The 24,324-nt window shown below is 63.0% G+C and carries 27 protein-coding genes and 1 tRNA gene; 16 read left to right on the forward strand and 12 right to left on the reverse strand.

Features of this window, described 5'->3' with window-relative positions; genetic code table 11:
- Window positions 1–79: 79 nt before the first annotated feature.
- The 5 genes from ACWF99_RS00165 to ACWF99_RS00185 are packed head-to-tail and all read left to right on the forward strand — an operon-like array spanning window position 80 to window position 2,724.
- A complete protein-coding gene (locus tag ACWF99_RS00165) occupies window positions 80–556 on the forward strand; it encodes a DNA-directed RNA polymerase subunit beta (RefSeq protein WP_452533661.1) in 477 nt (158 codons plus the stop codon).
- Window positions 520–771, forward strand: a complete 252-nt coding sequence (locus ACWF99_RS00170; RefSeq protein ID WP_452533663.1) for a hypothetical protein — start codon at window positions 520–522, stop codon at window positions 769–771. The genes ACWF99_RS00165 and ACWF99_RS00170 overlap by 37 nt, the downstream gene beginning before the upstream one ends.
- Window positions 772–807: 36 nt before the next feature.
- Window positions 808–1,017, forward strand: a complete 210-nt coding sequence (locus ACWF99_RS00175; RefSeq protein WP_452533665.1) for a hypothetical protein — start codon at window positions 808–810, stop codon at window positions 1,015–1,017.
- A 60-nt stretch (window positions 1,018–1,077) separates the two neighbouring features.
- A complete protein-coding gene (locus ACWF99_RS00180; RefSeq protein WP_452533667.1) occupies window positions 1,078–2,160 on the forward strand; it encodes a radical SAM protein in 1,083 nt (360 codons plus the stop codon).
- Between the two features lie 33 nt (window positions 2,161–2,193).
- A complete protein-coding gene (locus ACWF99_RS00185; RefSeq protein ID WP_452533669.1) occupies window positions 2,194–2,724 on the forward strand; it encodes a class IV adenylate cyclase in 531 nt (176 codons plus the stop codon).
- Window positions 2,725–3,042: 318 nt separating this feature from the next.
- Here ACWF99_RS00185 and ACWF99_RS00190 read toward each other — a convergent pair whose 3' ends face one another.
- The 5 genes from ACWF99_RS00190 to ACWF99_RS00210 form a co-directional block, all read right to left on the reverse strand.
- The gene (locus ACWF99_RS00190) at window positions 3,043–4,134 is read right to left on the reverse strand and encodes a hypothetical protein (RefSeq protein ID WP_452533670.1); all 1,092 of its coding nucleotides are present in this window, start codon (window positions 4,132–4,134) and stop codon (window positions 3,043–3,045) included.
- A 109-nt stretch (window positions 4,135–4,243) separates the two neighbouring features.
- Window positions 4,244–5,389: a hypothetical protein gene (locus ACWF99_RS00195; RefSeq protein WP_452533672.1), complete on the reverse strand. Its 1,146-nt coding sequence runs from the start codon at window positions 5,387–5,389 to the stop codon at window positions 4,244–4,246.
- Window positions 5,389–5,895: a DUF4365 domain-containing protein gene (locus ACWF99_RS00200; protein WP_452533674.1), complete on the reverse strand. Its 507-nt coding sequence runs from the start codon at window positions 5,893–5,895 to the stop codon at window positions 5,389–5,391. The genes ACWF99_RS00195 and ACWF99_RS00200 overlap by 1 nt, the downstream gene beginning before the upstream one ends.
- 354 nt (window positions 5,896–6,249) lie before the next feature.
- The gene (locus tag ACWF99_RS00205; RefSeq protein ID WP_452533675.1) at window positions 6,250–7,320 is read right to left on the reverse strand and encodes a tyrosine-type recombinase/integrase; all 1,071 of its coding nucleotides are present in this window, start codon (window positions 7,318–7,320) and stop codon (window positions 6,250–6,252) included.
- Entirely contained in the window at window positions 7,317–7,748 is a 432-nt protein-coding gene (locus tag ACWF99_RS00210; RefSeq protein WP_452533677.1) for a hypothetical protein, read from the reverse strand. The genes ACWF99_RS00205 and ACWF99_RS00210 overlap by 4 nt, the downstream gene beginning before the upstream one ends.
- A gap of 982 nt (window positions 7,749–8,730) precedes the next feature.
- Here ACWF99_RS00210 and ACWF99_RS00215 point away from each other — a divergent pair.
- Window positions 8,731–10,470: a recombinase family protein gene (locus tag ACWF99_RS00215; RefSeq protein WP_452533679.1), complete on the forward strand. Its 1,740-nt coding sequence runs from the start codon at window positions 8,731–8,733 to the stop codon at window positions 10,468–10,470.
- On the opposite strand, the gene ACWF99_RS00220 is transcribed toward ACWF99_RS00215, so the two are convergent.
- Window positions 10,449–10,536 (reverse strand) — tRNA-Leu (locus ACWF99_RS00220). The two genes, ACWF99_RS00215 and ACWF99_RS00220, sit on opposite strands and share 22 nt — an antisense overlap.
- 524 nt (window positions 10,537–11,060) lie before the next feature.
- Between ACWF99_RS00220 and ACWF99_RS00225 the strand changes: the two genes are divergently transcribed.
- Window positions 11,061–12,032 carry a DUF6670 family protein gene (locus tag ACWF99_RS00225; RefSeq protein ID WP_452533680.1) on the forward strand — a complete coding sequence of 324 codons (972 nt, stop codon included), beginning with the start codon at window positions 11,061–11,063 and terminating at the stop codon, window positions 12,030–12,032.
- A gap of 99 nt (window positions 12,033–12,131) precedes the next feature.
- Here ACWF99_RS00225 and ACWF99_RS00230 read toward each other — a convergent pair whose 3' ends face one another.
- The 3 genes from ACWF99_RS00230 to ACWF99_RS00240 all read right to left on the reverse strand — a co-directional run bounded on the left by ACWF99_RS00230 (window position 12,132) and on the right by ACWF99_RS00240 (window position 13,729).
- The gene (locus tag ACWF99_RS00230) at window positions 12,132–12,524 is read right to left on the reverse strand and encodes a hypothetical protein (RefSeq protein ID WP_378628419.1); all 393 of its coding nucleotides are present in this window, start codon (window positions 12,522–12,524) and stop codon (window positions 12,132–12,134) included.
- 86 nt (window positions 12,525–12,610) lie between these two features.
- Window positions 12,611–12,751, reverse strand: coding sequence for a hypothetical protein (locus ACWF99_RS00235; protein WP_452533682.1), 141 nt, complete (start codon window positions 12,749–12,751; stop codon window positions 12,611–12,613).
- A gap of 66 nt (window positions 12,752–12,817) precedes the next feature.
- Window positions 12,818–13,729, reverse strand: a complete 912-nt coding sequence (locus ACWF99_RS00240) for a LysR family transcriptional regulator (protein ID WP_452533684.1) — start codon at window positions 13,727–13,729, stop codon at window positions 12,818–12,820.
- A gap of 226 nt (window positions 13,730–13,955) precedes the next feature.
- Here ACWF99_RS00240 and ACWF99_RS00245 point away from each other — a divergent pair, with 226 nt between their 5' ends.
- The 5 genes from ACWF99_RS00245 (at window position 13,956) to ACWF99_RS00265 (ending at window position 17,873) form a co-directional block, all read left to right on the forward strand.
- Window positions 13,956–14,690, forward strand: a complete 735-nt coding sequence (locus ACWF99_RS00245) for an SDR family NAD(P)-dependent oxidoreductase (RefSeq protein ID WP_378653328.1) — start codon at window positions 13,956–13,958, stop codon at window positions 14,688–14,690.
- A 112-nt stretch (window positions 14,691–14,802) separates the two neighbouring features.
- The gene (locus ACWF99_RS00250) at window positions 14,803–15,426 is read left to right on the forward strand and encodes an NADPH-dependent F420 reductase (protein WP_452533686.1); all 624 of its coding nucleotides are present in this window, start codon (window positions 14,803–14,805) and stop codon (window positions 15,424–15,426) included.
- A gap of 52 nt (window positions 15,427–15,478) precedes the next feature.
- Window positions 15,479–16,102: an NADPH-dependent F420 reductase gene (locus ACWF99_RS00255; RefSeq protein ID WP_452533687.1), complete on the forward strand. Its 624-nt coding sequence runs from the start codon at window positions 15,479–15,481 to the stop codon at window positions 16,100–16,102.
- 52 nt (window positions 16,103–16,154) lie between these two features.
- Window positions 16,155–17,087 carry an SDR family oxidoreductase gene (locus tag ACWF99_RS00260; RefSeq protein WP_452533689.1) on the forward strand — a complete coding sequence of 311 codons (933 nt, stop codon included), beginning with the start codon at window positions 16,155–16,157 and terminating at the stop codon, window positions 17,085–17,087.
- Window positions 17,088–17,501: 414 nt separating this feature from the next.
- Window positions 17,502–17,873 carry a hypothetical protein gene (locus ACWF99_RS00265; RefSeq protein ID WP_452533691.1) on the forward strand — a complete coding sequence of 124 codons (372 nt, stop codon included), beginning with the start codon at window positions 17,502–17,504 and terminating at the stop codon, window positions 17,871–17,873.
- 7 nt (window positions 17,874–17,880) lie between these two features.
- Here ACWF99_RS00265 and ACWF99_RS00270 read toward each other — a convergent pair whose 3' ends face one another.
- The gene (locus ACWF99_RS00270) at window positions 17,881–18,975 is read right to left on the reverse strand and encodes a hypothetical protein (protein ID WP_378653316.1); all 1,095 of its coding nucleotides are present in this window, start codon (window positions 18,973–18,975) and stop codon (window positions 17,881–17,883) included.
- Between the two features lie 200 nt (window positions 18,976–19,175).
- Between ACWF99_RS00270 and ACWF99_RS00275 the strand changes: the two genes are divergently transcribed.
- Together ACWF99_RS00275 and ACWF99_RS00280 are read left to right on the forward strand one after the other, a co-directional pair.
- Window positions 19,176–20,015: a S8 family serine peptidase gene (locus ACWF99_RS00275; protein WP_452533693.1), complete on the forward strand. Its 840-nt coding sequence runs from the start codon at window positions 19,176–19,178 to the stop codon at window positions 20,013–20,015.
- A gap of 144 nt (window positions 20,016–20,159) precedes the next feature.
- Complete coding sequence (locus ACWF99_RS00280) at window positions 20,160–20,495, forward strand: YnfA family protein (protein WP_378628433.1); 336 nt, start codon at window positions 20,160–20,162, stop codon at window positions 20,493–20,495.
- A gap of 123 nt (window positions 20,496–20,618) precedes the next feature.
- On the opposite strand, the gene ACWF99_RS00285 is transcribed toward ACWF99_RS00280, so the two are convergent.
- Together ACWF99_RS00285 and ACWF99_RS00290 are read right to left on the reverse strand one after the other, a co-directional pair.
- Entirely contained in the window at window positions 20,619–21,542 is a 924-nt protein-coding gene (locus tag ACWF99_RS00285) for an inositol monophosphatase family protein (RefSeq protein ID WP_452533695.1), read from the reverse strand.
- Between the two features lie 23 nt (window positions 21,543–21,565).
- The gene (locus ACWF99_RS00290; RefSeq protein WP_378628436.1) at window positions 21,566–22,588 is read right to left on the reverse strand and encodes a hypothetical protein; all 1,023 of its coding nucleotides are present in this window, start codon (window positions 22,586–22,588) and stop codon (window positions 21,566–21,568) included.
- A 612-nt stretch (window positions 22,589–23,200) separates the two neighbouring features.
- Between ACWF99_RS00290 and ACWF99_RS00295 the strand changes: the two genes are divergently transcribed.
- Window positions 23,201–23,431 (forward strand): hypothetical protein, encoded by a 231-nt coding sequence (locus ACWF99_RS00295; RefSeq protein WP_452533697.1) that lies wholly within the window; start codon window positions 23,201–23,203, stop codon window positions 23,429–23,431.
- Window positions 23,428–23,802: a DNA-directed RNA polymerase subunit beta gene (locus ACWF99_RS00300; RefSeq protein ID WP_452533698.1), complete on the forward strand. Its 375-nt coding sequence runs from the start codon at window positions 23,428–23,430 to the stop codon at window positions 23,800–23,802. The genes ACWF99_RS00295 and ACWF99_RS00300 overlap by 4 nt, the downstream gene beginning before the upstream one ends.
- Window positions 23,803–24,324: the final 522 nt, after the last annotated feature.

A 24,324-nucleotide genomic window follows, 5' to 3' on the forward strand; every position in this document is an offset into this window, starting at 1 on the left:
TCACGAGCGCGCCCGCCACACCAACGGACGAAGTCAGCGGGCCACGCGCCCCTGCGGCTGGATTGCCCGAGGAGTCCCGATGACCCAGACCAGCCAACCTGCCTCGGCCTTCACCGAAACCCCGCTGTCGCGCTGTGAGTTCTACAGGAGCGTGTGCTGCCTTCCGGCCGTGGTCGACCCACGCACAGGACGGATTGTCATGGGGGCCGGGTTGATCGGGGCGGTGATGATGCCGACCGCTTTGGCTCATCGGGTCAAAACCAGCCTCGACGTTCGCGGGGTTGCTCCGCTGTCGATCATCGGTCACCCACGTGCCGACATGTGGACCTTTCTGGTCAGGGCCGATATCCGACCAATCGGTGACCCCGCCGAAGTGGCGCGGCTATGGGAGGCACGGGTGGTGGTGATCCGCGACGGCGACATCGCGTTGCCGTCCCCGGTGCCGGACCCGCTGATGGTCCGCACGTGGGTGTCTCCAGCTACCAGCGTGTTCCGCCCGTCGGGTGCGGTCGTGATCGAATGCGCGCAATCGATCGTGAGGCGGGCTCCGCGATGAACAACGGCGGCCGATCACCGTGCCCCGACGAGCCCGACATCCATCTCACGATCCAGTTCCCCAGCGTGCGAATGGAATTCGCAGCATGTCTGACCGCTGCGCTGGTGTTCGTCTGTGATGTGGCCGCCCGCCGTACCTGCGCCGTCGCCGTCTACCCCAGCCACTGCACCGGATTGCCTCGCCTGCCCAACGAGCGGCTGTACCTACAGCCCTGACCTGGCCGACCAATACCGCCACGCAGAACCCTGCGCGTGGCCAGGATCGCCTACCACCCGCGCGCGTACGACGACATCGCCGCGATGCTCACCGGCTACCACCCGCCTACCCCAGGTCTGATCGCCCCGCACCGGTGGCGACCCGAACCCCGCGGCTCAGACCGCTACGACCGCGCCACCGAACCACTCCACCCCGCCGCATGGGACCTGAGCGCCTACGCCGCCATCAGCCAACGACAGCAGTAGGGAAGCCCGGATAGCTCCACCCCTAGCCATCACTCACCACTGAACGAAGGGAGCACGGCTATGCCCCGTGCTGCGATCCCCGTCCATGTCGACAAAGACACCACCTTGCGCGTCAAGATCATTGACGCATGCGGCCTGACTTGCACGTTCTGCCACAACGAAGGCACTCCGGTAGCAGTCGACAACCGACACCGCGCGCCTGGCGAGTTCCTCTCTGCTGGAGCGAGCGGGCGGATGTCGATTTACGCCCAAAGCAACGGCGCGGCCTTCCTCCCGGCCCCGGTTCCTGACAACGATGAATTCGCCCATGCGCTCACGGTGCTCGGTGACGCGCTGGAGCTAACCGAAGTGCACCTGACCGGCGGCGAACCGACCTTGCATCCGGCAGTCGCCACGCTGACGAAGATCGCCGTGGATGCCGGGTTTCGAGTCGGCATGACCTCCAACGGAGAACGCGGCGAGCGCGTGATCGGTGACTGTGCCGCTGCCGGGTTGGACCGGGTGAATTTCTCGATTTTCGGGACCACCGCATCCGAACTCGCCGACGTGCAGCACCCCCGATACCGCAATCCTGTTCTGGCCCAACGCAGAATCGACGCACTCGAACACTCGATCGTGGCGTGCGAGACCCATGGAGTCAAAGCCAGCGCCAACATCGTCGTCCCCGACCACACGCACGCCCCACGAGTGCACCGGCTGCTCGATGAGTTCTCCCCGAACCTGACAGTGCGGTTGCTGATGTCACTCGACGACGGCGACACCTCGATCACCGTGATCGAACGCATCCTCGCCGAGCGGGGCGCTGTTGCCGAAGCCCACTACATCACGGCCGGAGGTTCCAACTCGCGCACCGCATACCGACTGCCCGATGGACGGCGCATCCTCTTCAAGCACATCCGCCCCGTCCGATTACCGCAAACTTGTGCAGGATGCCGGTTCAACAACGGCACCGATTGCAAGGAAGGCTTCTACGGCGTGCGGCTCTACTACGACCGCACCGGCACTTTCCAAGTCGGAGTGTGCATCCAACGCATGGATCTCTGCTTACCCCTGGACGAGTTCCTGACCAGTCCCTTACGCACCGAAATCCTCGGGCTTCGCCAGGCCGAATACACCCGACTCACGACCCGCCGCGTCGGATAACCTCGCCCCAACGGCAACTCAGAAGGAGTCCCCGTGCCCATCGAGCACGAAGCGAAGATTCTCGACATCGACCCCGACACCATCGAGCGTCACATCCTGGACAAAGGCGGCCACAAGTTCGGCGAGCGATTCATGCGCCGCTACGTCTACGACGTCACTCCCGGTGTCGATGGCAAGTGGATCAGGTTGCGCGACGACGGGAAACGAACGACGCTCGCGGTCAAAGAGATCACCAGCGACGCCATCGACGGCACGCACGAGGTGGAGGTGAGTGTCGATGACTTCGCCGCTACCAACGCCCTGCTCGAGATGATGGGATTCTCTGCGAAGTCGTACCAGGAAACCAAGCGGACCAGCTACACCCTCGACGGGGCAGAGCTGGAACTCGATTCCTGGCCCGGGATCCCGCCGTATCTCGAGATCGAGGCCGCCACCAAAGCTGACGTGATCCGTGTCGCCGAATTGCTCGGCTATACCGAAGCAGACCTCACCGGCGAGAACACGATCAAGATCTACGCACGCCACGGAATCGACCTCAACATGATACGAGAGCTGCGCTTTTAGTTACGGCTCTCGCATCGCGCTGCGGAGCACACGAACCGCGTAACCCCGAAAAGTCCCGGTTGCTCATCACTGCGAGAGCGCCCGGGGCCTTCGTCGCGCATCGGCCGAGGGCAGTGCCGCCGGATCGGGGTGAAGCGATGACATGCGAGCTACTGCCGCACCCCTTCGGGCTTGCCACCGGCCGTGCCCGCCGGGCCGTCGCGGGGTTCAGTTTGAGATCGCTCGCAGTGCTCGAGTGTGTCTGCCCGCGATGTTGTCGAGGGCGTCGGCGGTGGCTTCGTCTGCTACGAGGTACATGGACTGGACCAGCCGCATCCCCTACGGGTCGCTGGAGGCAGAGAGGACCGGATTCTTTCCGAATCGTGCTGTCCAGCTCCCTAATTCGGTCGCCGGGCACCACACCGGCATCGCCCCGAGGGAACGCTTGGATTTACGACCAGGGGACGCCCTTGGGCGGCAAAGAGTGATCTTCAGATGCACGCCTTTGCTTTCGTACCCAGGAAACCCCTCCACCTGCCGTTCGAGGATGCTTGGCCGGTAACCACAGAAGTAGCCAAGGATTGAAATGACGTCGACCAGCGGGCCATCATCCTGATAGATACGCAAGTGTTCCGAGCGACCACTGACTATCCGCGTTCCATCGCCGTCGATCACGCCTCGCAACGTGGCGTGGCGCTGCACCGCATTCATCTCATTGATCATCGCCAGGAGTTGAGGCGCACTCTTGACTTGCTCGATCTGGGCGCGACGGAGCAGGTCCCGGGCATAGGAATCGACGAGCCGATAACCCTTGCCGTTCCAACGCCCCCGCTCGCCCAGGATCTCGGCTAGCCGCTGGACTCCATCTGGCTTGGTTTGCCAGACGAAGAAGGAAAAGTCGGACACCGCGCCACGCGGGTAGTGCGGCCGCAACGGGTGCAATTCCTGGCCCCGCTTGAGTTGGCGTGAGTGAGACCCGCACAACCCTCTGGCGCGCGCCGGATTGGTGCAACCCTCGAACGCGCAGATGGCTAAGCTTTCCCACTGGCTGCCGTCTGTGAGCAGCCAGCCCATCAGTTCAGCCTCGTCCTCGGCGAGCTCCAGCCCGGGCCCGTCGGCCATCTGCGTAGCTACCTGCCACGACACGGCCCTTGTGGTGTCCGCGGTGGTGACTTTCGAGTATCTCTCGCTGGCGTGATTCCAACGAATCCAGCGGTGACCACAGGTGCTACGAACCGACCAGGACATGCTGGTGCACTCCACGACCTCCGCGTTGTCGTAGGTGTTGATATCGGTGATACGGGTCCATTCGGTGTGGCCCCTATCGACGTTGAGACCGGGTGTTTCGTCGCCGGAAATTATCTGGTCGTACATGACCCAACCCCGCTTGGTGAAGATCGGCACGTCCAGCGGAACACCCTGCTCCCTCATAGTCGCTGCACCGTAGGCCGAGGGACCGACAAGGATGCGGTTCTGGCGTCCACGTGAAGTCTGGCGACCCGGTCGGAGTTTCAGTAGTCGCCCGCTTACAACTTCGCGGTCACACTGTTGGCAGTGTGAGAGGTCCGAACCCTTGGGGCTGTCGAACGACCAAGCCGCTCCCGCCATGACGATCGACCACTCCCTGCAGTTGGACTGTCTCACCGCTGTTCATCCACTCTGTGACCGTCTTCAGCGGGATGCCGGGGAGGAAGGCGGTGACATTGCAGGGGTGGCCACCTCGGACTGTCTTGATCGTTGCGTAAACGGTCGGATCGGCTGGGAACTTGCTTACAGTGACAATCGGACCAGTCATGACGTTGAACTCTCGCTGCTTCGATCGCTTCAGGATCTTGACCGTTTCGGTCAGCTTCTCCTGGGCAGCTGCGGGGACACTGACTGACTTCACAATGCGGGTGGGCGCAGGTTGCGACGATGCCCATTCGAAACGAGTCTCGAATTCCGCTACTGCATCTTCCGCGAGAACACGGCTGATCGCCGACACGAATTCGCGTGTGACCCCGGCGGATACCAGCCCGATCACCTGGTCCGTTTTCGGCAGGTGTTCTGGTGTCACGACATGATCGTGGATGGATTGCATTGCTTCGGCGAAAGTACGGGTCATGCGACGTTCAGCCGATTCCACCGCCTCGACCGACTTGCGCTCCAGCCCTTCAAACGGGGGTTGCTTGTCCTCTACAACTTCCCCTGGGTCGCCAAGTTTCACGTAGACGGGGATGACATACGAGCCCCGCTCAGTGTGACCCATCCTCACGGTATCGCTGATCTGGTCGCCGACCTTCGAGTACCCACCGCTGATCTCAGGCCGAAGCCGGATGGCTGCGGTAGCGGAGCATCGGTACATCAGCCGGGCGGACTCGACCATGACTGCACCGGCAGACAGCGGGATCGTTTCGGCGATCACGATGTCGTTTGCAGCGCGGAGCATCGTGACGTCTGTGTCCCACATCCGTAGTGTGCGCTCGACTTCAGCCGTGGGCGTTCCGTGTGCTGCCGCGAGACGTTGGACCACGCCGGCAAACGCGACGCTGTCGTTGGCGAGGTCTCGGACAATCGCGATCTTTCGAGCATCGTCCCCGGGGGTCGTGCGTTTCCACATCCATCCCGCAGCGCCTTCGGAGACTTGGTTCCAGCCGTGTTGCAGCATCCACGCCTTGGTGTGTGTGAGCAGTTCGTCGTTGGACATCAGGATGCTGCCTCCTCTCCGAAGTCGACTGCGAACTCAGAGTGCCACTCGGCGAGCGTGGAGATATCGAATCGGTTGACGCGTGGGATCACGATCGATTTCTCCGTCGAGTTTCTGTCGAACTTAGCCCAGTAGGCCTGCGTTCGATGCAGGGTCTCGGCGCCGTACTCCACCCAGTCAGCTTTGTCCTCGGGAACAAGGACAAGGACGACGAATGTGGCCCCGTGGTACTTCTTCCACTTTTCGATCCAGTGCGGTTTGAGCTGAAACCGAATGTGGGACCCGGTCATTCGCTCAGCGCTGGAGCACTTCATCTGGACGCGAACGTCGCCTTCCTCGAACCGAACGGTGGCATCGACGGCGTGGACGTCGGAATCCTGTGGGGTCTCCAGCACGGTGCATCCGGCCTGAGAGCACACCGCGTACAGGTAGGACAGGCTGTACCGCGACTTAGCGCCGTTGATCTCCAGCCCGTAGTGGGGATGCGGGATCGCCAGTACGGTCATGCTTCTACCTCATCGACAGTCCGCACGCAGTTGCCTCGGACTAGGTGTTCGGGCCATAGGTCGTGCGGAATCTTCCCACCGTCGCTCTTCGTCACCACACGATTGTCGCCGGATTGCAAGCCTCACAGGCGATTTCCGCGAGCTTACCTCCAACTCCATTCATCTATTGGCGGTGTCGAAGATCGGTTGATTCTCAACACTGACCAGAAGCTCCGAGGCGCACGGGGATTGGTGGCAGATATCCTGTTTGGCCGTATTGCGTGCGTGGCTGGCGCACCCAACCTAGCAACACGGTCCGGCGGGCATGACCCGCCGGGCCGTGTTGCTAGTACGTCTCAGGCGTAGCAATGCCTTTCAGATGGTCCGGTGGTCGATTGCGCCAGTTGCTGCGGGGTGCCCGACACCGCGCGCAAGCGGGTGCGGCTCGCCGGTGAGTACCGCGAGCGCGGCAGCGACTTCGTGCAAGTGCGACTTGACGTAGGTGTCGGTAGTGCCGGAACTCTTACCACGGTGTCCTGCGAAGGCCCGGGCCACGGCATAACTGAAAGTTCGTTCGACCCAGGTCAGTGTGGTGTGACGCAGCCAGTGGGCGGTGACACCTTGCGTGGCTACCCAAGGCAGTGACTCGCTGATCCGTCCCCATATGTAGTCGTACCGGCGTGTGGTGATCGGTCGACCGTGACGGTAGCGCAGCAACTGGCCGGTGAAAGAAGCCCCGCGATCGGTGGCATGGTCGTTAAGGTGCCGCATCAGTGTTGGCGACACCGGCTGCCAGCGATCCGAACCGCCCTTCTCCCGCAGGAACACCAAGCACTGGTCGCGATCGAGATCCTGTGGTCGCAACGCCAGCGCACCGCCGCGACGGCATGCGGTCTCGAGGTGGAACCGCAGGATCAGGGAGTCGAGTTCGGGATCGTCGCCGGAAGTGGCGGCAACCTGGCAGATCTCGGCGACCTGGCCCGACGGGATCGCATACCGATGCGATGACCGACGGGACGGGATCGGCAACCGCCGTGCCGGATTGTCCTGTGGCCGAACCCATCCGGCTTCTTCGGCATAGCGGTAGAGGCAGCGCACCGCGGACACGAAATGCTCGACCGCGCTGGTCCCGCCCCGAGATGCTCGATTGGTGCGGGCGGTTGTCTGCACCGTGTACGCGAGTTCTTCGAGTTCGTGGCGGGTGGGCTCGGTCAACGACCGGTCCGGCCAACGCGATTCGAGAAGGTCAAAATGGGTCCCGTAAGTGCGCGCGGTACCCGCCGACAGACGTGCCCTCACACGCGGGATCACCTCGGCGAACGTCGGGGCTGCTGGTGCGGTGTCGACGAGGTCGGCGGCGGTGATGCCCATCTGGGCCAACAGGAACCGGGCCGCAGCCAAGGTATCTGCGGTGACCGCAGTCTGAGCAGCGCTTTGGATAGTCACAGCGATTCCTCCAGGATTCGTCGGCTCTGACTGGTCAGCCCGTCGAGCACGGCCGGGGGATGGATCAGAAGGCGCTTCTTCCCGAAGTGCGCCACCAGCAGCACCCGGTCACCTTCGAGCAGACCGACCCGGCGACGTTTGCGGACCGGAACGCGGAAGAACCCGGCACGAGTCACCTGGACAGAGCCATCGGTCGCCTCGCGCACGAGAATCAGTCGGTCCTCCGGACACGACACCGTCAGCCGGGTGCCCGGTCGCCAGCCCAGCGCCGTGAGCACCGCGCGGTCGGTGACACGGCCCGCATCACCCACGACAGCGAAGCCGTAGATGATCTCCGGGTCGGTTGTGCGTGGGATGAAACGCACCGGCAGCGGGCCGTGGATGCGTTCCTGAAGAGGGGTCTGCGGCGGAACGACGGGCTCGATCACCGGCGTTCACCGCACCCGGCGCCGAGGGCGCCGAACAGGCTGAAAAGTGGCATAGCTGCCACCTGTGTTTTGCGTACATGCAGGTCAGAGACGTGCAAGGTGTTCTCCTTCGTGTGCGAGTGCACTCGAACACGCTGGAGCCCCGAAAGTGGCACATATGCCACAAATCTGTGCGCGAGAGGGGACTTCAACCGTCGCCACCTGGGGTTTTGTGGGGCATTTCTGACCATCGCGTCACTCCATCCCGCCACTAGAGATGTCGCTGGGTGCCCGTGTACTGCACTGGCCGCGCCGAAAATATCCGACACCTACCTCCCGTCTGTTTCGAAGTGGCGGGTTCTCCAAGTGCCCATTCGCCAAACCTTCGCGGTTGTCAGGATGTTCTCGGAGTGGTTGATGTAATGCGTTGGGTATCGCATGGGCGTTGCCGACCTGGCGGGCCGCGGGTCCGGAACCTTCGTAGGTGACGTCGACGGTGGTGGACCCCTTGCGGTTGCTCAGCGTAGGTCCGAAAGGCAAAAGTCACCGCCCAGAGTGGCATGTAGACTCGATCTTGGAAGAGCCGCGGACCAGGGCATCACTGACAAGGTGCCTGATGTTCCACAAACGCAAACATACTCCTGCGCTGTCGCACAGCTCTGACGAAGCCGTCCCGGATATCGTCCCTCGTGCTCGAAACGCTCTGTCCGTCAGCGGCTTGCGTAACCATGGCCGGTTGAGCGGGAGTGTCACCGCGCGTTGGCTAGCCAGGTTGCCGCAGGGAAAGATCTTGCGACAGAGTTCTTTTGCAGTACATAATCGCGATGGCGAGCGATAGCCGACCTGAGGGGTCGGCAAGCGGCGAACCCCTCAGAATTGAAGTCGATTGCCCCGCTGAACCACCGCCGCTCTCTGGACGTGCAGCACGAGCTCTACTTCGCCTGCTGCGGGATGCCGCCCGGGGCAAGGAAAAGCCAATCAAACCCAACGCTGAGGAATGCTGATGTCTGCCATAGAAAATGAGTGGGCCGTGCTCGACGATCTCCTGGGATTGGAGACTGAGCGAGTGGACGTGGCTGAAATCGATCTGTGCTTCTACGGGCGCTGCTCCACCGAGGATAATCAAGATCCCGAGACTTCCTATCGGTGGCAGCTTGGAAATGCCGAGAAGTTCATCAGCGGGAAGATCGTCAAGAGCTATTTCGATGTCGGGCAATCACGTTCGGTGCCCTGGCATCGACGTACCCACGCCGCTCAACTCCTGGAAGACCTCCGAGATCCTCAGCGAGGCTGGACCGGGATCGTTGTCGGAGAAGGCACCCGATGCTGGTTCGGCAACCAGTTCAGCCTTGTTGCACCACGCATCCATGCCTACGGGGTCGAGATCTGGGTGCCCGAGTTGGGTGGCCGGTTCGATCCGAACAACGTCACGCACTCGATGATGATGAGCATGCTCGGCGGGCTCAGTGAATCCGAACGCCAGCATGTTCAGCAGCGAACTCGAGCCAGCATGGATGCCCAGGTCCTCAACGAGGGCCGCCATCAAGGCGGCAGGCCGCCCTACGGCTATCTCGTCGTGGACGGACCGCCGCATCCCAACCCGAACCGCGCGGCGGACAACCTGAAACTTCGGATCCTGTCGATCGACGCTGCGACCGCTCCGGTCGTTCAGCAGATCTTTCGTTCCTATCTCGCCGGCTACGGCGACCGGGCCATCGCTACAGAACTGAACCGGTTGATGATTCCGTGCCCGTCCGCGCATCGTCCCGAGCAGAACAAGCATCGTGCCGGTGACGGCTGGCAGGGCTCTACGGTTGCAGCGATTCTGCAGAACCCGCGCTACACGGGCTATGCGATCTTCGGGCGTTGGAGCAAACGCGAAGAGTTGTTGGATCCCGACGACGTCGCCGCAGGGCATGTCGTCCGGTTCAAGCGTTCGCCCTCCGAACGCATCGTCAGGTCCCGTCGACCCGCTCATCCGGCGATCGTCTCGGTCGAGACCTTCACTGAGGCAACGCTTCTGCGCCGCAAGCGGGCCGGGATGAGTAATCGTGCCCGCAGCCAGCTCGAGCGGACCAGGCGAATTCGCTCCGGTGATACCTACCTGTTGCGCGGGCGGGTCTACTGCAGTGCCTGCGGCCGCAAGATGCAGGGCGAAGTGCTGCGGGGAGCCGTCTACTATCGTTGCCGCGCACGGAGTTTAGCTCCTGGCAGTGCGACTCAGCACGAGCATCCCCGGACGGTGAATCTGCGTGAGTCGCATCTCATCGGACCTGTCGACAGCTGGCTCGCGACCCTGTTCGATCGGAAGAATCTGGACAGCACCGTTGCGGCATTCGTGGATGCCCAGAACGACGACGGCATCGATTCTCGCCGTCAGGCGTTGCGCCAACGTATAGGACAGGCGCAGATGAAGATCGGGCGTCATCTCGCGGCGATCGAAGCCGGGGTCGATCCTCAGGCTGTCGTTGAGGCGCTGAATTCGGCTCAGGCGGAAAAGGCGGCTGCGGAGGTTGAGCTGAACAACCTTCCGAAGGTTGAGAGGCTGACTGACACTGAACTCCGCAAACTGATCGAGTCCTTGGGTGATGTCCGCGCGATCCTCGCTGCGGGTGCACCAGATCACAAGTTAGAGCTCTATAACGCGTTTGAGCTCCAGGTGCGCTTTGCGCACCTGGAGCATCGTGCAACTGTTAGTGCATCCCTGTGTGGGGATAGCACTGGTGTCCGGAGGGGGACTTGAACCCCCACGCCCTAATACGGGCACTAGCACCTCAAGCTAGCGCGTCTGCCATTCCGCCACCCGGACTTGCTGGTGTGCCAAAAGATTATCCGACGCGCCGTCGGAAACCAAATCGCCTAGCTGACCTGCTGTTTGTTCGGGTTCTGCACTCCATCGCTGAGATCGGTCCGACGCGGGATATCGATGCTTCGCGCTGCGGTTCGGCGTTGGTCTGCGATCGGGACCGTCCATGTGCCGGTTGGCTGCCGTGGAGCGGCCACTCCGTCGCGTAACCCAGGTCGGGCGGCCGATGGATAACATGCGGCCGCACTTGACGGGCTGGAGTGCCGAGCGTAATTTACCAATCAGTCAATTCTACCCGTGACTATCGGTAACACACACATGTGGCTCGCACTCGGCAGGCGCGGACCCAGCCGTCCAGCAAAGGAGCAATGGCGCTCATGGAACACCCCACGGCACTCTCTCAGCCCCCCGCACCCGACCGTCGATCGCGCGTACTCGATCGCCTCGCACGCCCGATATTGGACGCAGTCCTGCCGCGTATCGACTCGCGCATCCTGGATTCGACCAGGCCGTTCAGAGCACCGGAGATGATGCGACCGCACGCCGAGTCGCGGCGGTGGGCATGGACGCACTACGGAGTGTTCCTCCCCGAGCTACCCGGTCCCCACCGCTACCTGAACACGATGACCTTGATCGGCGCGACCGGTGCACTGGCTTTCGACAACGACTACCTCGCCGCCGATGACGCCCGCGACACGGCCACTGTCCTGTCGTCCACTGCCGCCGAGGGACACCACCATTACCGCGCCTACGACACCGGACGCGACTGCTCTTTCGCCGACGACGGCTCCCGTCTCGATTGGGGCCGCGACCTCAGCATCACCGGGGCGTATCCCTACTTCCACGTCCGCGGCCAGTATGACGATTTCGACGTGAGTCTCGATATTCGAGCGACGGACCAGGTTTCGTGGTTCGTCCGCACCCCCGTCTACGACCACCTCAGCCTGTTCGCGACCGCCACCGGAACCCTGACCGACAAGACCGGCACGGTCGCCATCGAACAGACGTTGTGCACGTTCGAATACGCCCGTTGTATGTCGCCGCAATCGGTTACGGCACAGGCGCTTCCGACACAACGCAAGCTCCCCGTCGACTTCTTCACCTACCAGATCATCAACCTCGACAGTTCGACGCAGGTCCTGCTGACCGAGGTTCGCGCCGCCGGCGCGGTCGCGTGCCGGCTCGCATATGTGCGGTGTCTCGACGGGACAACGCGGGTCTACGACGATGTCGCCATGACGGTCCTGTCCTATCAGCCGAAACCCCTGGTCGATCCTCGCGGCCGCCCGATGCGCGTCCCGCGACAACTGCGCTGGCGGGTGCGCGATGCGGCGGGTGCGGAGATCCTGGCATTCGACGCCGAAGTCGACAGCCCGCTCCGCTACGGTCATGGCCGCGGCTATGTCGGCGCCTACACCTACCGAGGAACGTGGCAGGGCCGACGTCCGGTCACGGGAAGCGGCTACCTGGAGTGGATCGACTGCGAACCGGGGCAGTGACCCCGGCACGAGCACGCGAGCGTCGTTGTCTCGACCCGAAATGTTCACCGCGATTCGGCATCCACGGCGTCGCGCGACGCCGTGGAGCTGTCCGGTCCCTCAGGGCTCGTCCAACACGCTTGCCGGAACCCCGTAGGGCAGAAACCGCACCCGTCGGCGATCGTCGGTGTTGTCGCGATGTGCGCGTAAGGCCTCGAGCTCGGTCGGAAATACCTGGTCGACGCCGGCCTGGCCGGTGTCGTCGATGCTGAAGATCGCCCACACCCCGCTGCCGGTGTCACCGGTGGTCTCGCCCTCGGGCATCGGTGGGCGTGGTTGCTCCGGCTGGAACAACGGACCGAACAGCGACGTCAGTGAACTGACGTCGGCACGATCTACGCGGCTCAGATAGTCACCAGCTTTTCCGAGCAGGTCGCGCAGTTCGGTTCCTGCCTCGCGCAGCGCACGTTCGAAATCTTGCGGATCGATGCCGAAAGGTTCATTGGTAGCCATCGCATCTGCTCCTGGGGACGAGTTGGGTGCTCCGTCCCTCAGTGTCCTCGCGAAACGACGACTTCGCCACGACGACGCTTCCGAGCTCATGGCGTCGGTGTCTGGCGGGCCGTTTCGATAATCACCTCGTCATAGGCGATGGCCACCCGCTCCTGCTCCCACCCCATGATCTCGTCCAACGCGATCGCGTACCAGGCTGCGCCGACGCTCGTGAGGAATTGGGCCATGGTCGAATGGCCTTGCCGGGCAAGAGATTCGCGAACCTCGGCGAACTGGCCGATGCAATGTGACCCTCAGCCGTGCTGTGAAACCGCATCGCTTTGAAGCCGCCACATTTCATAGTTCCCGCATTCCGCCGTGATCTCAGCCGTCGCCTGGGCTGCGGTGAAGAAGTCGTCGGCCAGCGGCGAGGTGCGCGATGCCGCCATCGCGAGGTACACCTGGTCGGGCGCCAGATCCGGCACGGGCACGTAGCTGATGTCCGGACGTGAGTAGAACAGGGTCTCCGAACGCCCCACGAACGAGATTCCGCGGCCGGCGGCGACGTGCTCGAGCTTCTCCTCCACGCCGCGCACCCGGAGCCCGGAGTCGGGGAGCGGGCGCGTGGTGGGCTGCGTGCTCGCGTCGGCATGCCAGATCAGCGGCTCACCGGCCAGGTCGGCCTCGGAGACCTCCTCCTTGCCTGCCAACCGGTGATCGGCGGGCAGCACCACCATGAGCGGCTCGGTGTAGAGCTGAGTCAGGCGCAGGCCGGTCTCGTCGATGGGCAGCCGCACATAGCCGACGTCGACGCGGCCGTCGAGCAGCATCGGGGCCTGGTCGTCCCATTCCATTCGCTGCACGTCCACAATCACGTCGGGATGCTGAGCCTCGAACGCCCGCGCCGCTGGGATGACCGGGATGCCGGCCCGAAAGCCGACCACCAGCCGATGGCTGCCGCGGGCGGCGACGGCCACCCGGCGCCGGACCGCGTGCGCCGAGGCGAGCAGCGGACCGGCGTCGGCCAGCAGTTGTCGGCCCGCGTCGGTCAGCGCTACGCCGTGGCGATCTCTGGTGAACAGCGCTGCGCCGAGATCGTGTTCCAGCGCACGGATCTGCCGACTGAGCGCCGGCTGCGCGATGTGCAGCTCATCGGCGGCGCGGCCGAAATGCAGACTGTCGGCGACGGCGGCGAAGTAGCGCAACTTGCGCAGATCCAGATCCATGGCGCCTCCTGGTCCGGTGATGCCTCCAAGGTATCACCACGGCTGAAATGGGTCTTGGACGCTAACTCGACCCAGTGGCATCGTTCATGGGGCGCAAGCGAATTCGGAATTGAACCAGAATTCGCACGTCAGTAATCGGTTCCCTCCATCGCGTCATACGACGGCATTGACGAGCGCGACAAACAGCCGAACTGTTTCGGATACCCAACAATTCAAGGGAGTTATCGTGGGAAAGCTCGATGGCAAGGTAGCGGTAATCACCGGCGGATCCACCGGCATGGCACTGGCCGGCGCCAAACTGTTCGTCGAGGAAGGAGCGCACGTCTTCATCCAGGCCCGGCGGCAGGAAGCACTGGATGCCGCCGTCGAGCTGATCGGCCGCGGCGTCACCGCCGTCCAAGGTGATGCGTCCGATCTGGACGACCTGGACCGCCTGTACGACACCGTCAAGCGGGAAAAGGGCTCGATCGACGTGCTGTGGGCCAGCGCAGGGATGGGCGAACCCGCGGTCCTCGGCGAGATCACCGAGGAACAGTTCCACCGCTCCTTCTGGCTCAATGCGCGCGGCACCCTGTTCACGGTGCAGAAGGCGCTGCCGCTGATCAACGACAACGGATCGATCTTCATGACCGGATCGAACGCCTCCCTCGGCGCCTTCCCCGGCTGGAGCCTCTACGCCGGAAGCAAAGCCGTCCAACAGGCCTGGGCCCGCGTCTGGCTCAACGAATTGCGTGACCGCAAGATCCGGGTCAACGTCCTGACTCCCGGCCAGGTCGCCACCGCCAAACAAGAAGAATTGTTCGACGAGGCCACCAGAGCCGAATTCGAGTCGCTCATCCCCCGCGGGAAAATGGGCCGCCCAGAAGAAATCGCTACCGTCGCCCTATTTCTCGCGTCCGACGACTCCAGCTATGTCAACGGTCTGGAGCTGGTCTCCGACGGCGGCACCACCGCCATCTGAACCACACCCCAGCAATGCCGTCGGCTCGAGAACGTAGTGGCCGGTGCCCCTGCGCTCGACCGGCACGAACGAGACAGAGCGACACCAATAGAACAGCGAGAGGGCACATCTCATGAGCAGCATCACCCTCATCGGTACGGGGAACATGGCTCGTACCATCGGCACGCTCGCGGTAGCGGGCGGCAATATCGTCGAGGTCATGGGCCGCGACCAGGCCAAGGCCGATGACCTGGCCGAGGCTCTCGGCGGCGGTGCGACGGTGGGAAAGTGGGGCGCCGTCCCGGCCGGGGACATCGTCATCACGGCCCTGTTGTACGACGGTGTCGTTCCGGTCGTCGCCGAGTACGGAAACGCACTCGCGGGCAAAGTCATCGTCGACATCAGCAACCCCTTCAACGCCGCGTTCGACGGACTGGCCCACAGCGAGGAAACCTCGATCGCGCAGGAAGTCGCCAAGGTGGCTCCGTCCGACGTCAGCGTGGTGAAGGCGTTCAACACCGTCTTTCGCAATGTCCTGGAGAACGGCCGGCCCAATATCTTCATCGCCGGCGACGATGCGCAGGCCAAGGCGGGCGTGGCGGCATTCATCGAGAGCCTCGGACTACGCCCGATGGACGTCGGCGGCCTGAAAATGGCGCACTGGCTGGAAGGAATGGGCGTGGTCACGGTGGGCCTGGCAAACAACGGGGTCGGCCACTGGGACTTCGCCGTCGGCGTCAACGAATTCACCGGCTGAGCCCCCGGGCCCCTGTAGTTCGATTCGGACCTGAGAAGGAAGGACATACCCCATGAGCAGCATCAGTTTCATCGGCTCGGGAACCATGGCCCGCGCTATCGCCACTCGCGCGGTCGCTGGTGGCAATACTGTCGAGATCCTCGGCCGCGACTCCGCTAAGGCCGAGGGCTTGGCTGCCGCGCTCGGCGGTGGTGCCACGGCCAAGACATTCGGCACCGTCCCTGCCGGCGACGTCGTCGTCCTCGCCGTGCCTTACACCAGCGCGGTGTCGGTCGTCGCCCAATACGGGGATGCGCTGGCCGGCAAGGTCATCATCGACATCACCAATACCTTCAACGCCGACGCCACCGGGCTTGTCACCCCGGACGGCACGTCCGGTGCGCAGGAGATCGCCAAGGTCGCCCCCGCGAGCGCGCACGTCGTCAAGGCGTTCAACACCGTGTTCGGGCACCTCATGGCCCAGGGCCGTCTGTTGGACGTGTTCCTCGCCGGAGATGACGCGCGGGCCAAGGCCGGCGTGTCGGCGTTTGTCGAGAGCCTCGGACTGCGTCCCCTCGATGTCGGCGGACTCGAGATGGCTCGCTGGCTGGAAGGAGTCGGTCCGCTGCTGATGGGCCTGGCTCGCCACGGCGTGGGGAGCTTCGACGTCGCCCTCAGCGTCGACGTCGCCGACTGAGTGGGCGCGCAGCGCCATCTCTTCCGCCGCATCACCGATAAGGAGCAGTAAATTGCGTGTTTTCGTCACTGGCGGGACCGGCCATTCCGGTTCGCACATCATCCCCGAACTCGTCACCGCCGGGCACGAGGTCACCGGCCTGGCCCGGTCGGACACGGCCGCGGCGGCCCTGTACGCGCTCGGCGCGAAGGTACGTCGCGGCGATCTCGAGGATCTCGACGGGCTCAAAGACGCGGCCGCGGATTCCGAGGGCGTCATTCACGTCGCGCACAGGCAAGACCTGCTTCCCTCCGGCGGGCTCGACGCCGTGGCCGCCGCGGAACTCCCGATCATCCTCGCCTACGGCGAGGCACTCGCGGGAACCGGAAAGCCGTTGGTTGCCGCGGGGAGCATCGGCTCAGCAGGGAACCTCGGCCGGCCGGCCACCGAGGAGGACCCGGCCCTTCCGAGCAGCGAGGAGTACAAGGGCACCCTGCGGGCTCGCAACGTCGTGGAAACCGCCGTAGTCGACCTCGCTGAGCAGGGAGTGCGGTCTTCGGTCGTGCGGTTTGCCAACATCTCGCACAGCACGACCGATCGTGGCGGGTTCCTCGTGCAGCTGATCGCGCTCGCGAAGGAGAAGGGTTTCGTCGGCTACCCCGGAGACGGCGCGAACCTGTGGAACGCCGTGCACGTCCGCGATATCGCCCCCGTGTTCCGCCTGGCGCTGGAGAAGGGGCCGGCCGGCAGGTACTGGCACGCGGTAGGGGAGGGGGCCATCCCGCTCCGCGAGATCGCTGAGGCCATCGGCAGCCGACTGGGCCTGCCCGTCGTGAGCATTCCCTCGGACGTACTGATGGTGCCGGGATACTTCGGGTTCCTCGCGAACATAGTCACGCAGAGCTACCCGGCGTCCAACCACATCACCCGCCGAGCCCTCGGCTGGGAACCCACTCAGCCCGGCCTGCTCGCCGATTTGGACAACGGCCATTACTTCCCCGGGTAGGGAGCCTGATCACAAGGGACTGCTGCACGATCGGGTGGCACCACCCACGCTCAATCGTGAGTTCGCTGTGGCGAAGCGGACTTTCAACCCACTGCGCCGACACATCCATGGAAATCGAAATCTGTTGTGAGAGAACAAGAAAACCCGTTCCACCCGCCATTTTGCTCCAACCCGACCGAGTGAGTAGGGGTGCGTAGCAAACGTCTCACCCCAGCGAGTGGTACCACCTCAACACCCCCGATGGCCGGAGCCGCGGCGTCGAGTGCCGTCTGGCAATGGCGCGCAGCTCGAGGGCGAGGTGAATGTTGCCTCCCACCTTGATCAGAAATTGTTGCGCTGTCACCCGGCCATGAGTGCCCGGCTGCGGCGGACACCGCCCCGAAAACGCCGAGGCAGTTCATCCAAGCTGGTGGGGTGTTCTGGCCACGAAACATGGAAGGGCACTTGGCGCTCGCAAAGCTGCTGCGGGCTCGCTGGCTGGGTGGGTGCTTGCATCTGGCTCTGGACAACTACTCGGTCAACAAGCGCGGTGAGGTGCGGAAATGGTGTGTGGGCATTGAGGTCGAGTTATTCGTGCCGAACCATTCGTCGTGGTTGAACCTGATCGAGTGCGAGTTCGCGGCGTTCCGTTGCTTCGCGCTCAACGGCACCGATCGCCGCAGCCATGTCGTGCAGGCTGCGGCGATCGGCGGTAACACCCGCTGGCACAACCAGCGAGCCCCCGACCCGAACTTCACTGTCGGTGCGAAGATCCGGCGGTCGAATTACCCAACCAAGGTCGCCTGACGCGGCACTAGATGATTCCCAACCCGGCTGCGGAGTTGTACAGCAACCAGTCGTACCAGAGCTGATACCGCGCCTGCGGCGCCTTGGTCTCCAGCATTCGATCCGTGCTGTCCTTGCGGCCGGAGCTGACCCATACGCTGTCGTACGAGCCGATGTGGGCAGTTACAGTGAGGGGCCGGAATACAGTGTCCCGCCATCCCGAGGAAATGTAGTCGATCAGCTCACCGAATACCCAGGCGGCAATGGTTCCAACCACCAGCCCAAACGACCCTCCGGTGGTCTTGCCCACCTTGACAAGAGCGTCCTGAACCTGCTTCTTGATCTCCTTCGTGACCCGGTCCAGAAATGTTTGCATGGCCTTACCATTGTCCCGTTCGACTAGCACGAGTGTCACGAGATAGGCCTTGGGGAAGGAATTTCCGCGCTCGGTGATATTGAAGTTCGTGAAGGTCCGCGGGGGATTGTAGTGCTTGACGTCCTTATTGTCGAAACTTCCGAGTTTGATCGGCTTGATGGTTTTTGTGTCACCACTTTCATCGACGGATGTGCCACCGAGCCACATGTCGTCTTCGCCGATATGACCGCCGAACGGGCTGTTGGTCTCGTTGGCGCAGCGGATCTGGGTCACCCGCAGCAGGAGGCTGTCCGACCGCGTCGCTCGAGCGGGCGCATGCTGCGGGATCATCCCGCCCAATGTGCCGAGGAACGCCGAATTTTGCAGTTTCGCGAGGTCCGCAGCGGAGAACTTCAGGTTGGGGATGGCGAAAGCGGAGCCTTGCGAGGCGATCGGAGTCCGTGTCTGCAGATCGACCCCGGCCAGTTCCCCGAGATGCGCCGTGCGGATCGCAGTGGTATTCACCCGCCGGATAGCGGCGACTCCGGCGGCGGCCCGCTTCCTTTCTGGCATGGTGTCGAACCAGGCCGCCAGAATGTTCTCCGCGGAATCTCGTTGGGTGGGCAGCGGGAACCGCGCTGCGTCGGCAGCGTGTGCGGCGACTTTGTCTGCCGCCAGTTCGAGCTGGCGGACTACTCGCTCGCCAATTTTACGCAGTTTCGGATCGATGATATCGCCGAGCTGCGAATCAATGCTGTTGATGGCCATGTCGATTTCCTTTCGTGTTTCATCACTTCGATGAGAACTCGACACTATGTATGAATTCTTTGGCGCACTTCGGTGCTGACACCGAAAAGGGCACCGTGGTAGCCCGGATGTGGTCGGCGCGTTCGCGACACATGCTGCTGTGGAAGGCGATGAACGGCTGCAGTCAGTGGCCCGTGCGTAGATCGAAGGAAGTGCTCCGGATGTGCGGAATCAACGACAGTTCGAGGTCGGCGGTGGAGCGCGAGCGCACGGCCGTCATCGATGCGGTCGACTATCTGCGGCCCCGGATAGCCGCCGCGCACGATCCGCGCGTCGTGTGGTGGCCGAGCTCGATGGCCGAGGAACGGGAGACGCGCCTCACGATCGGACTGATCGAAGGCGGCTTCGATCAGTCGGTTGCCGACCTGGACGGCGCCGGCGTCACCGTCCGGTGGTTCGGTGGCGGACGGACCGCCCCACTGTGGTTCCGCGAACACGGGGCCTTCTCCGCATCGCTGTTGGTCGGACAGGGCGTGGTACGACTGCACGGAATCGTGCCACGTGCGCGCCTGAACGTTGCCTGCACCGCGTCGGCGGACGGCGTCATCCGGCCCGATGATGTCGCCACCGCCATTCGATGGCTGACGTCTGTGGGTGCAGCCGTGATCGTGATTCCGTTGGGCCAGCCCGACGCCCATGCCGGACTGATCGCCGCGCTGCGGGCAGCGACGCACGCCGGGATCGCGGTGATCGCGGCAGCGGGCAACTCGGCAGCAGGGCCGATCCTCTTCCCGGCGAGTGACCCACGGTGCCTGGCCGTCGGGGCATGCACCGCGACTGGTGTGCTGCTACCTGGTTGTGTGAGCGAACCGCGGGTGGACCTGTTCGTGCGCGGCGACAGGGTCCGCGCACCTGTCCGCGGACGGTTGCTGCGAACCCGCAGCGGGACCTCGGTCGCGTGTGTACTCGCCGGAGGGCTCGCGACTACTTTGATGACCGAATACGGCCGGACAGCTGCGATCGAGTACATGGCGCGGCGGCGGAAATCAGTTAGGGATTGAAGTGGCCGAGGCGAATGCGCAACAAGCGCCGCATCGAGCAGGCCGAAACCGGCGTGTGAAGGCGTCGTTCCCGGATCAGATGTGGGCGTTGGACTCCAGGTGGTTGTCACCCTCCATCCTGAACCGGATATCTAGGCTCTGCCCATGACCGTGGTGCGCTCGATCCTGCTGTTCGTCTTGGCTGCAATCGCGGAGATCGGCGGGGCTTGGCTGGTCTGGCAGGGAGTGCGTGAGCATCGTGGCTGGGCATGGATCGGCGCCGGGGTCATCGCCCTGGGGATCTACGGTTTCGTCGCAACGTTGCAGCCCGACGCCAACTTCGGACGCATCCTCGCAGCCTATGGTGGCGTGTTCGTCGCCGGATCACTGTTGTGGGGGATGGCGCTTGACGGCTTCCGTCCCGATCGGTGGGACGTAGTCGGCGCGGTGATCTGCCTGGTCGGTGTCGCGATCATCATGTACGCGCCGCGCGCCGCTTGATCGGCTAGTCAGTCGCACGACACATCGTCGGCGGCAATCGGTAGATGGACAGATTTGCTGGGCAGGTCCGGGGAAACCGTCGGGGTAGGCGAGACCGCGAAAACTGTTGCGGGCGAGCCGCTCCTATTGCTGAATAGCCTCACGGATCTGATCGGCCAGCACCTGGTTGCCGGCGGCGATGAACTTGCGGCGCGTACTCATTGCCTTGTTTATTTCGGGCAGGCTGTTGAGACCGCAATCCATCGAGATCGGGTTACCGTCGAGGTCGATTATCACTCCGCCCGCAGCATGCAAAATATAGTGGCCGGGCGACAGATCCCAAATGGCAAATCCTTTGGCGAATTCGACGGTCGCATCAGTGAACCCGGCAGCAACATGACACAAGCTGATGGAGCCGAAATCAACCCCGATACGCCCTCTTCTCTTGCCATCCTCCGATGGTGCGCTCAGCGCATCCAAAAATCGTTGCTGTCGAGCCAAGGGCTTGAAACGCTCGTCGGGGCGCATCGAGTAGTTCGTCACCAGCGCTCGGGAAAGCTGGGTATCCGAGTGCATGTTCAGCACGTGGCGGTCTCCGCTCGCGGTGATCATGAAGGCACGATCAGATCCACCTTCGCGTACGGCTGCGTAGAGCTGAACATGATGAAAGATGTCGCCGACAACCGCAATAATCGGCCGCTTCAGAGACCGTGAGTAGACCATAATATGGGTGTAGCCATGCAGGGATCGAACAGCCAATTCGCTCGTATCCAGTGGATCGACCAGGATGCAAAGGTCTGGTTCCGGGTCGGTTCCCACGACTAGTGGGTCAGCCTCTTCTGATGCGTATATGAATGACGGGATCTGCTTGGCTAGAAGTTCTTTGTAGCGGTCGTGCATCCACAAGTCGTAGTCCGACAAGAAGTTGTCGTCGTGTCGGACATTCTCGGTTTCCGAACGATGCCCGCTCAGTGCGGCTCGTACAAGGCGAGGCCGTATCTCGCCCATCATGGTCGTTACCATGTTGGTGATCTGTTGCGCCAGCTGAATTGTGTTCTCGTCACTCATGGAAAAGTCACCTTTGCTCGGATCTAGCGCAGTTCCAATGGAGGTTCAATGCCGGGAGGGCTCATCGTTGCGGCAATAAAAATGGCTTCGAATTCGGCAGCGCGCATAATAGAGGCGCCGGTCAAGTCATCGAAATTCTCGACGTCCAGTCGGCGGTCTTTGGTCATTGCGCCGAAGACGGCGAAATACAGTTCAGCCTTGGGGTAGCGCTCACGTAGTTGTCGAACGAGGTAGCCGATTACATCAGCGTGCTTGACCTCGAAGTCGCAGATGATGATCGTAGGGGCGCGTTTTGCTTCCGGATAGAAAGAAGCATCATCCAAAGCTATGCCGTCGCGCGACTTGTTGCATCGCAAATATCCGATTCGACATCGAGAAAACCGGGATGAGGCAAGAAACGTGGCCATCACCAGGCCCGCCTCATTGACTCCGAAACAAATATCCATATCCAGACGTCTTCCCAGGTTCTTGATCTGCTGGGACAATTGTTCGACGCCGTGTCCAAATGTTTCCCAAGTCAGATCTATCAATCGTCCAGGTTGAGGATTGGGCAGGGCGAACACGTCTATCTCAGGGTTCCCGTATTCGACAGTAGGAACCGTCAATGCGAACGCTGGGCCGATTTGGCTCACCCGATCGTGCTGGGTGGTGAACTCGTTGCGGATCGTGTCATGCTCGTGCGATGTCGCAAGTGCTGGTTTCTCGCTTGAAACCTTTCCCACTGAATATTGTTTTAGTGCCAGTTGATCTTCGATAGGCAGCCGCTCGTAGGCTTCGGCGACCAGTTCCGTTGGGCTGATGTGCTCCTCGGCGACGCCCAGCGGCCCTCGTCCGTAAGCCGCACACAAGATCAGCAAACCTGACATCGGGGGCGGGGAACCCTGCCCCCGGCGGCGCGCCCATGATTCCCAGGCATTGACAGATGTGCCGCCCAGGCTGGTCTGGTTGCCGGTCACGTCGTTGTAGCGCGCGGCCGCCTGATCTTGGGATAGCCCAGCCGCGTAGCGGTGTGCCTGCAAACTCGGCACGTCCGGGTACTGGGCCATCAGCTCAGCCGCCGCGCTCTTTACCGACCCCAGCTCCGTCCACAGTTTCTTGCCCCGTGCTGCGAGCTCACGGCCACGCGCTTGTGGGCTCAGTTGGGGGTCGTGCGTGTGGTTACGTCCGGTGACCGCGATGAGTTTCCCAAACCGACAGCCCTTCACTCCAGGAGCACCAATTTGTCAGGGAGGTTACCCATCGAAATGGGCAACTACTGCCCTTCGTGCTATCTGCGCAGGTCAAACCACCTACAAACCCGGTGGGGTTCGTCCTGATCATCAGGTGTGAGCACCCCTGGTCGACTGCGACTCTGATTGGCAACAACCACGCCCATAGGAGCAAACAGCCATGACGGGCTTCGCGCACCATCAGCGCCCGGCGAGAGACGACATGTTGCCGACCGCCCAACCATCGCCGAAACCGCGCTGGAAACCATTGTGGCCGAATCTATCAGGGGGAGCGATGGGTGCGGCAAACCTGACCGATGTCGAGCAAATGGTGCTTGATGTCCTTACACCGGGTGGCCTGCTCACCCTCGATACCCTCGCCAGCCGTACCGGCAGGCGGGTGTGGGAAGTGCGCCGGGCGGCCAACTCGTTGCGGATGAAGAACCTTGCATGGGCGAATCGTCGCGGACAGTGGGCCGCCTCATGATGGCCAACGAGAACATCAACCCCGGCGAGGGCGCATGCGCTTTCAGCCGATCGCTCACCGATCTGATCGACCTGCTCGAGGCTATGACAGTGGCCGGTTGGGTCACGAGTGTGCAGCTGGACTCCCGGACAGCAGTCGGGGGTGCCTCGATGCGCGCTGTTTCCGGCGCCGGGTCGCTCAAGGAATTCCGATGACCCAAACCAGCCCGCTCGCCTCGGCCTACGCGGAAACCCCGCGGTCACGCTGTGAGTTCTACCGCCGCGTGTGTTCGCTGCCGACCGTGATCGACCCGGCGACGGGCCGAATCACGATGCGGGCCGGGTTCGTCGGTGCGGTGATGATGCCCACCGACCTCGCCCAGCGGGTCAAGATCAGGCTCGATCTTCGTGGCGTCGCGCCGTTGCCGATCATCGGCCACCCCCGCGCGCATATGTGGACGTTTCTGGTGCGCTCCGATATCCGGCCGATCGGTGACCCCGCCGACAAAGCGCGGTTGTGGAAGGCGCGGGTCGTCGTGATCGGAGACGGCGACATCGCCCTACCGTCCCGGCGCCGGACGCGCTGATGGTTCGCACCTGGGTATCTCCGGCCATCAGCAAGTTCCGACCGTCGGGGTCTGTCGTCCTCGAATGCGCCCGTGAGTGCCTACTGCGGCCGAGTCCACAATGAACTACGGCGGTAGCTCACCGCGCCCCGACGAACCTGACATCCGCATCGCAGTCCAGCTCTGTTGTGTTCGAATGGAGTTCGTCGCCTGTCTGACTGCGGCATTGGTGTTCGTCTGTGATGTGACAGCTCGTCGCCCCGGCGTAGTCGCTGTCGACTCCCAGCACTGTGCGGGGCTTCCGAGACTGCCGAATGAACGCTTGTATCTGCTGCCCTGACCTTCGGCCTGGCGATGTCGTTGCACCTCGGCCTTGCCGCATGCGCTTCCAAACCACCTGAATGTCATCAGGCCGACCGGCGACCCAATGTCGGAGGAGCCGATCGGGACCGATATCCATTGCAAGGGAACCGGATTCACCTTTGCGGCGTCTAAGTCGTTGAAGGGGCTCCCACGCCGAAGGCGTCGAAGAACTCCAACGGC

The organism is Nocardia sp. NPDC055002 (assembly GCF_053608825.1).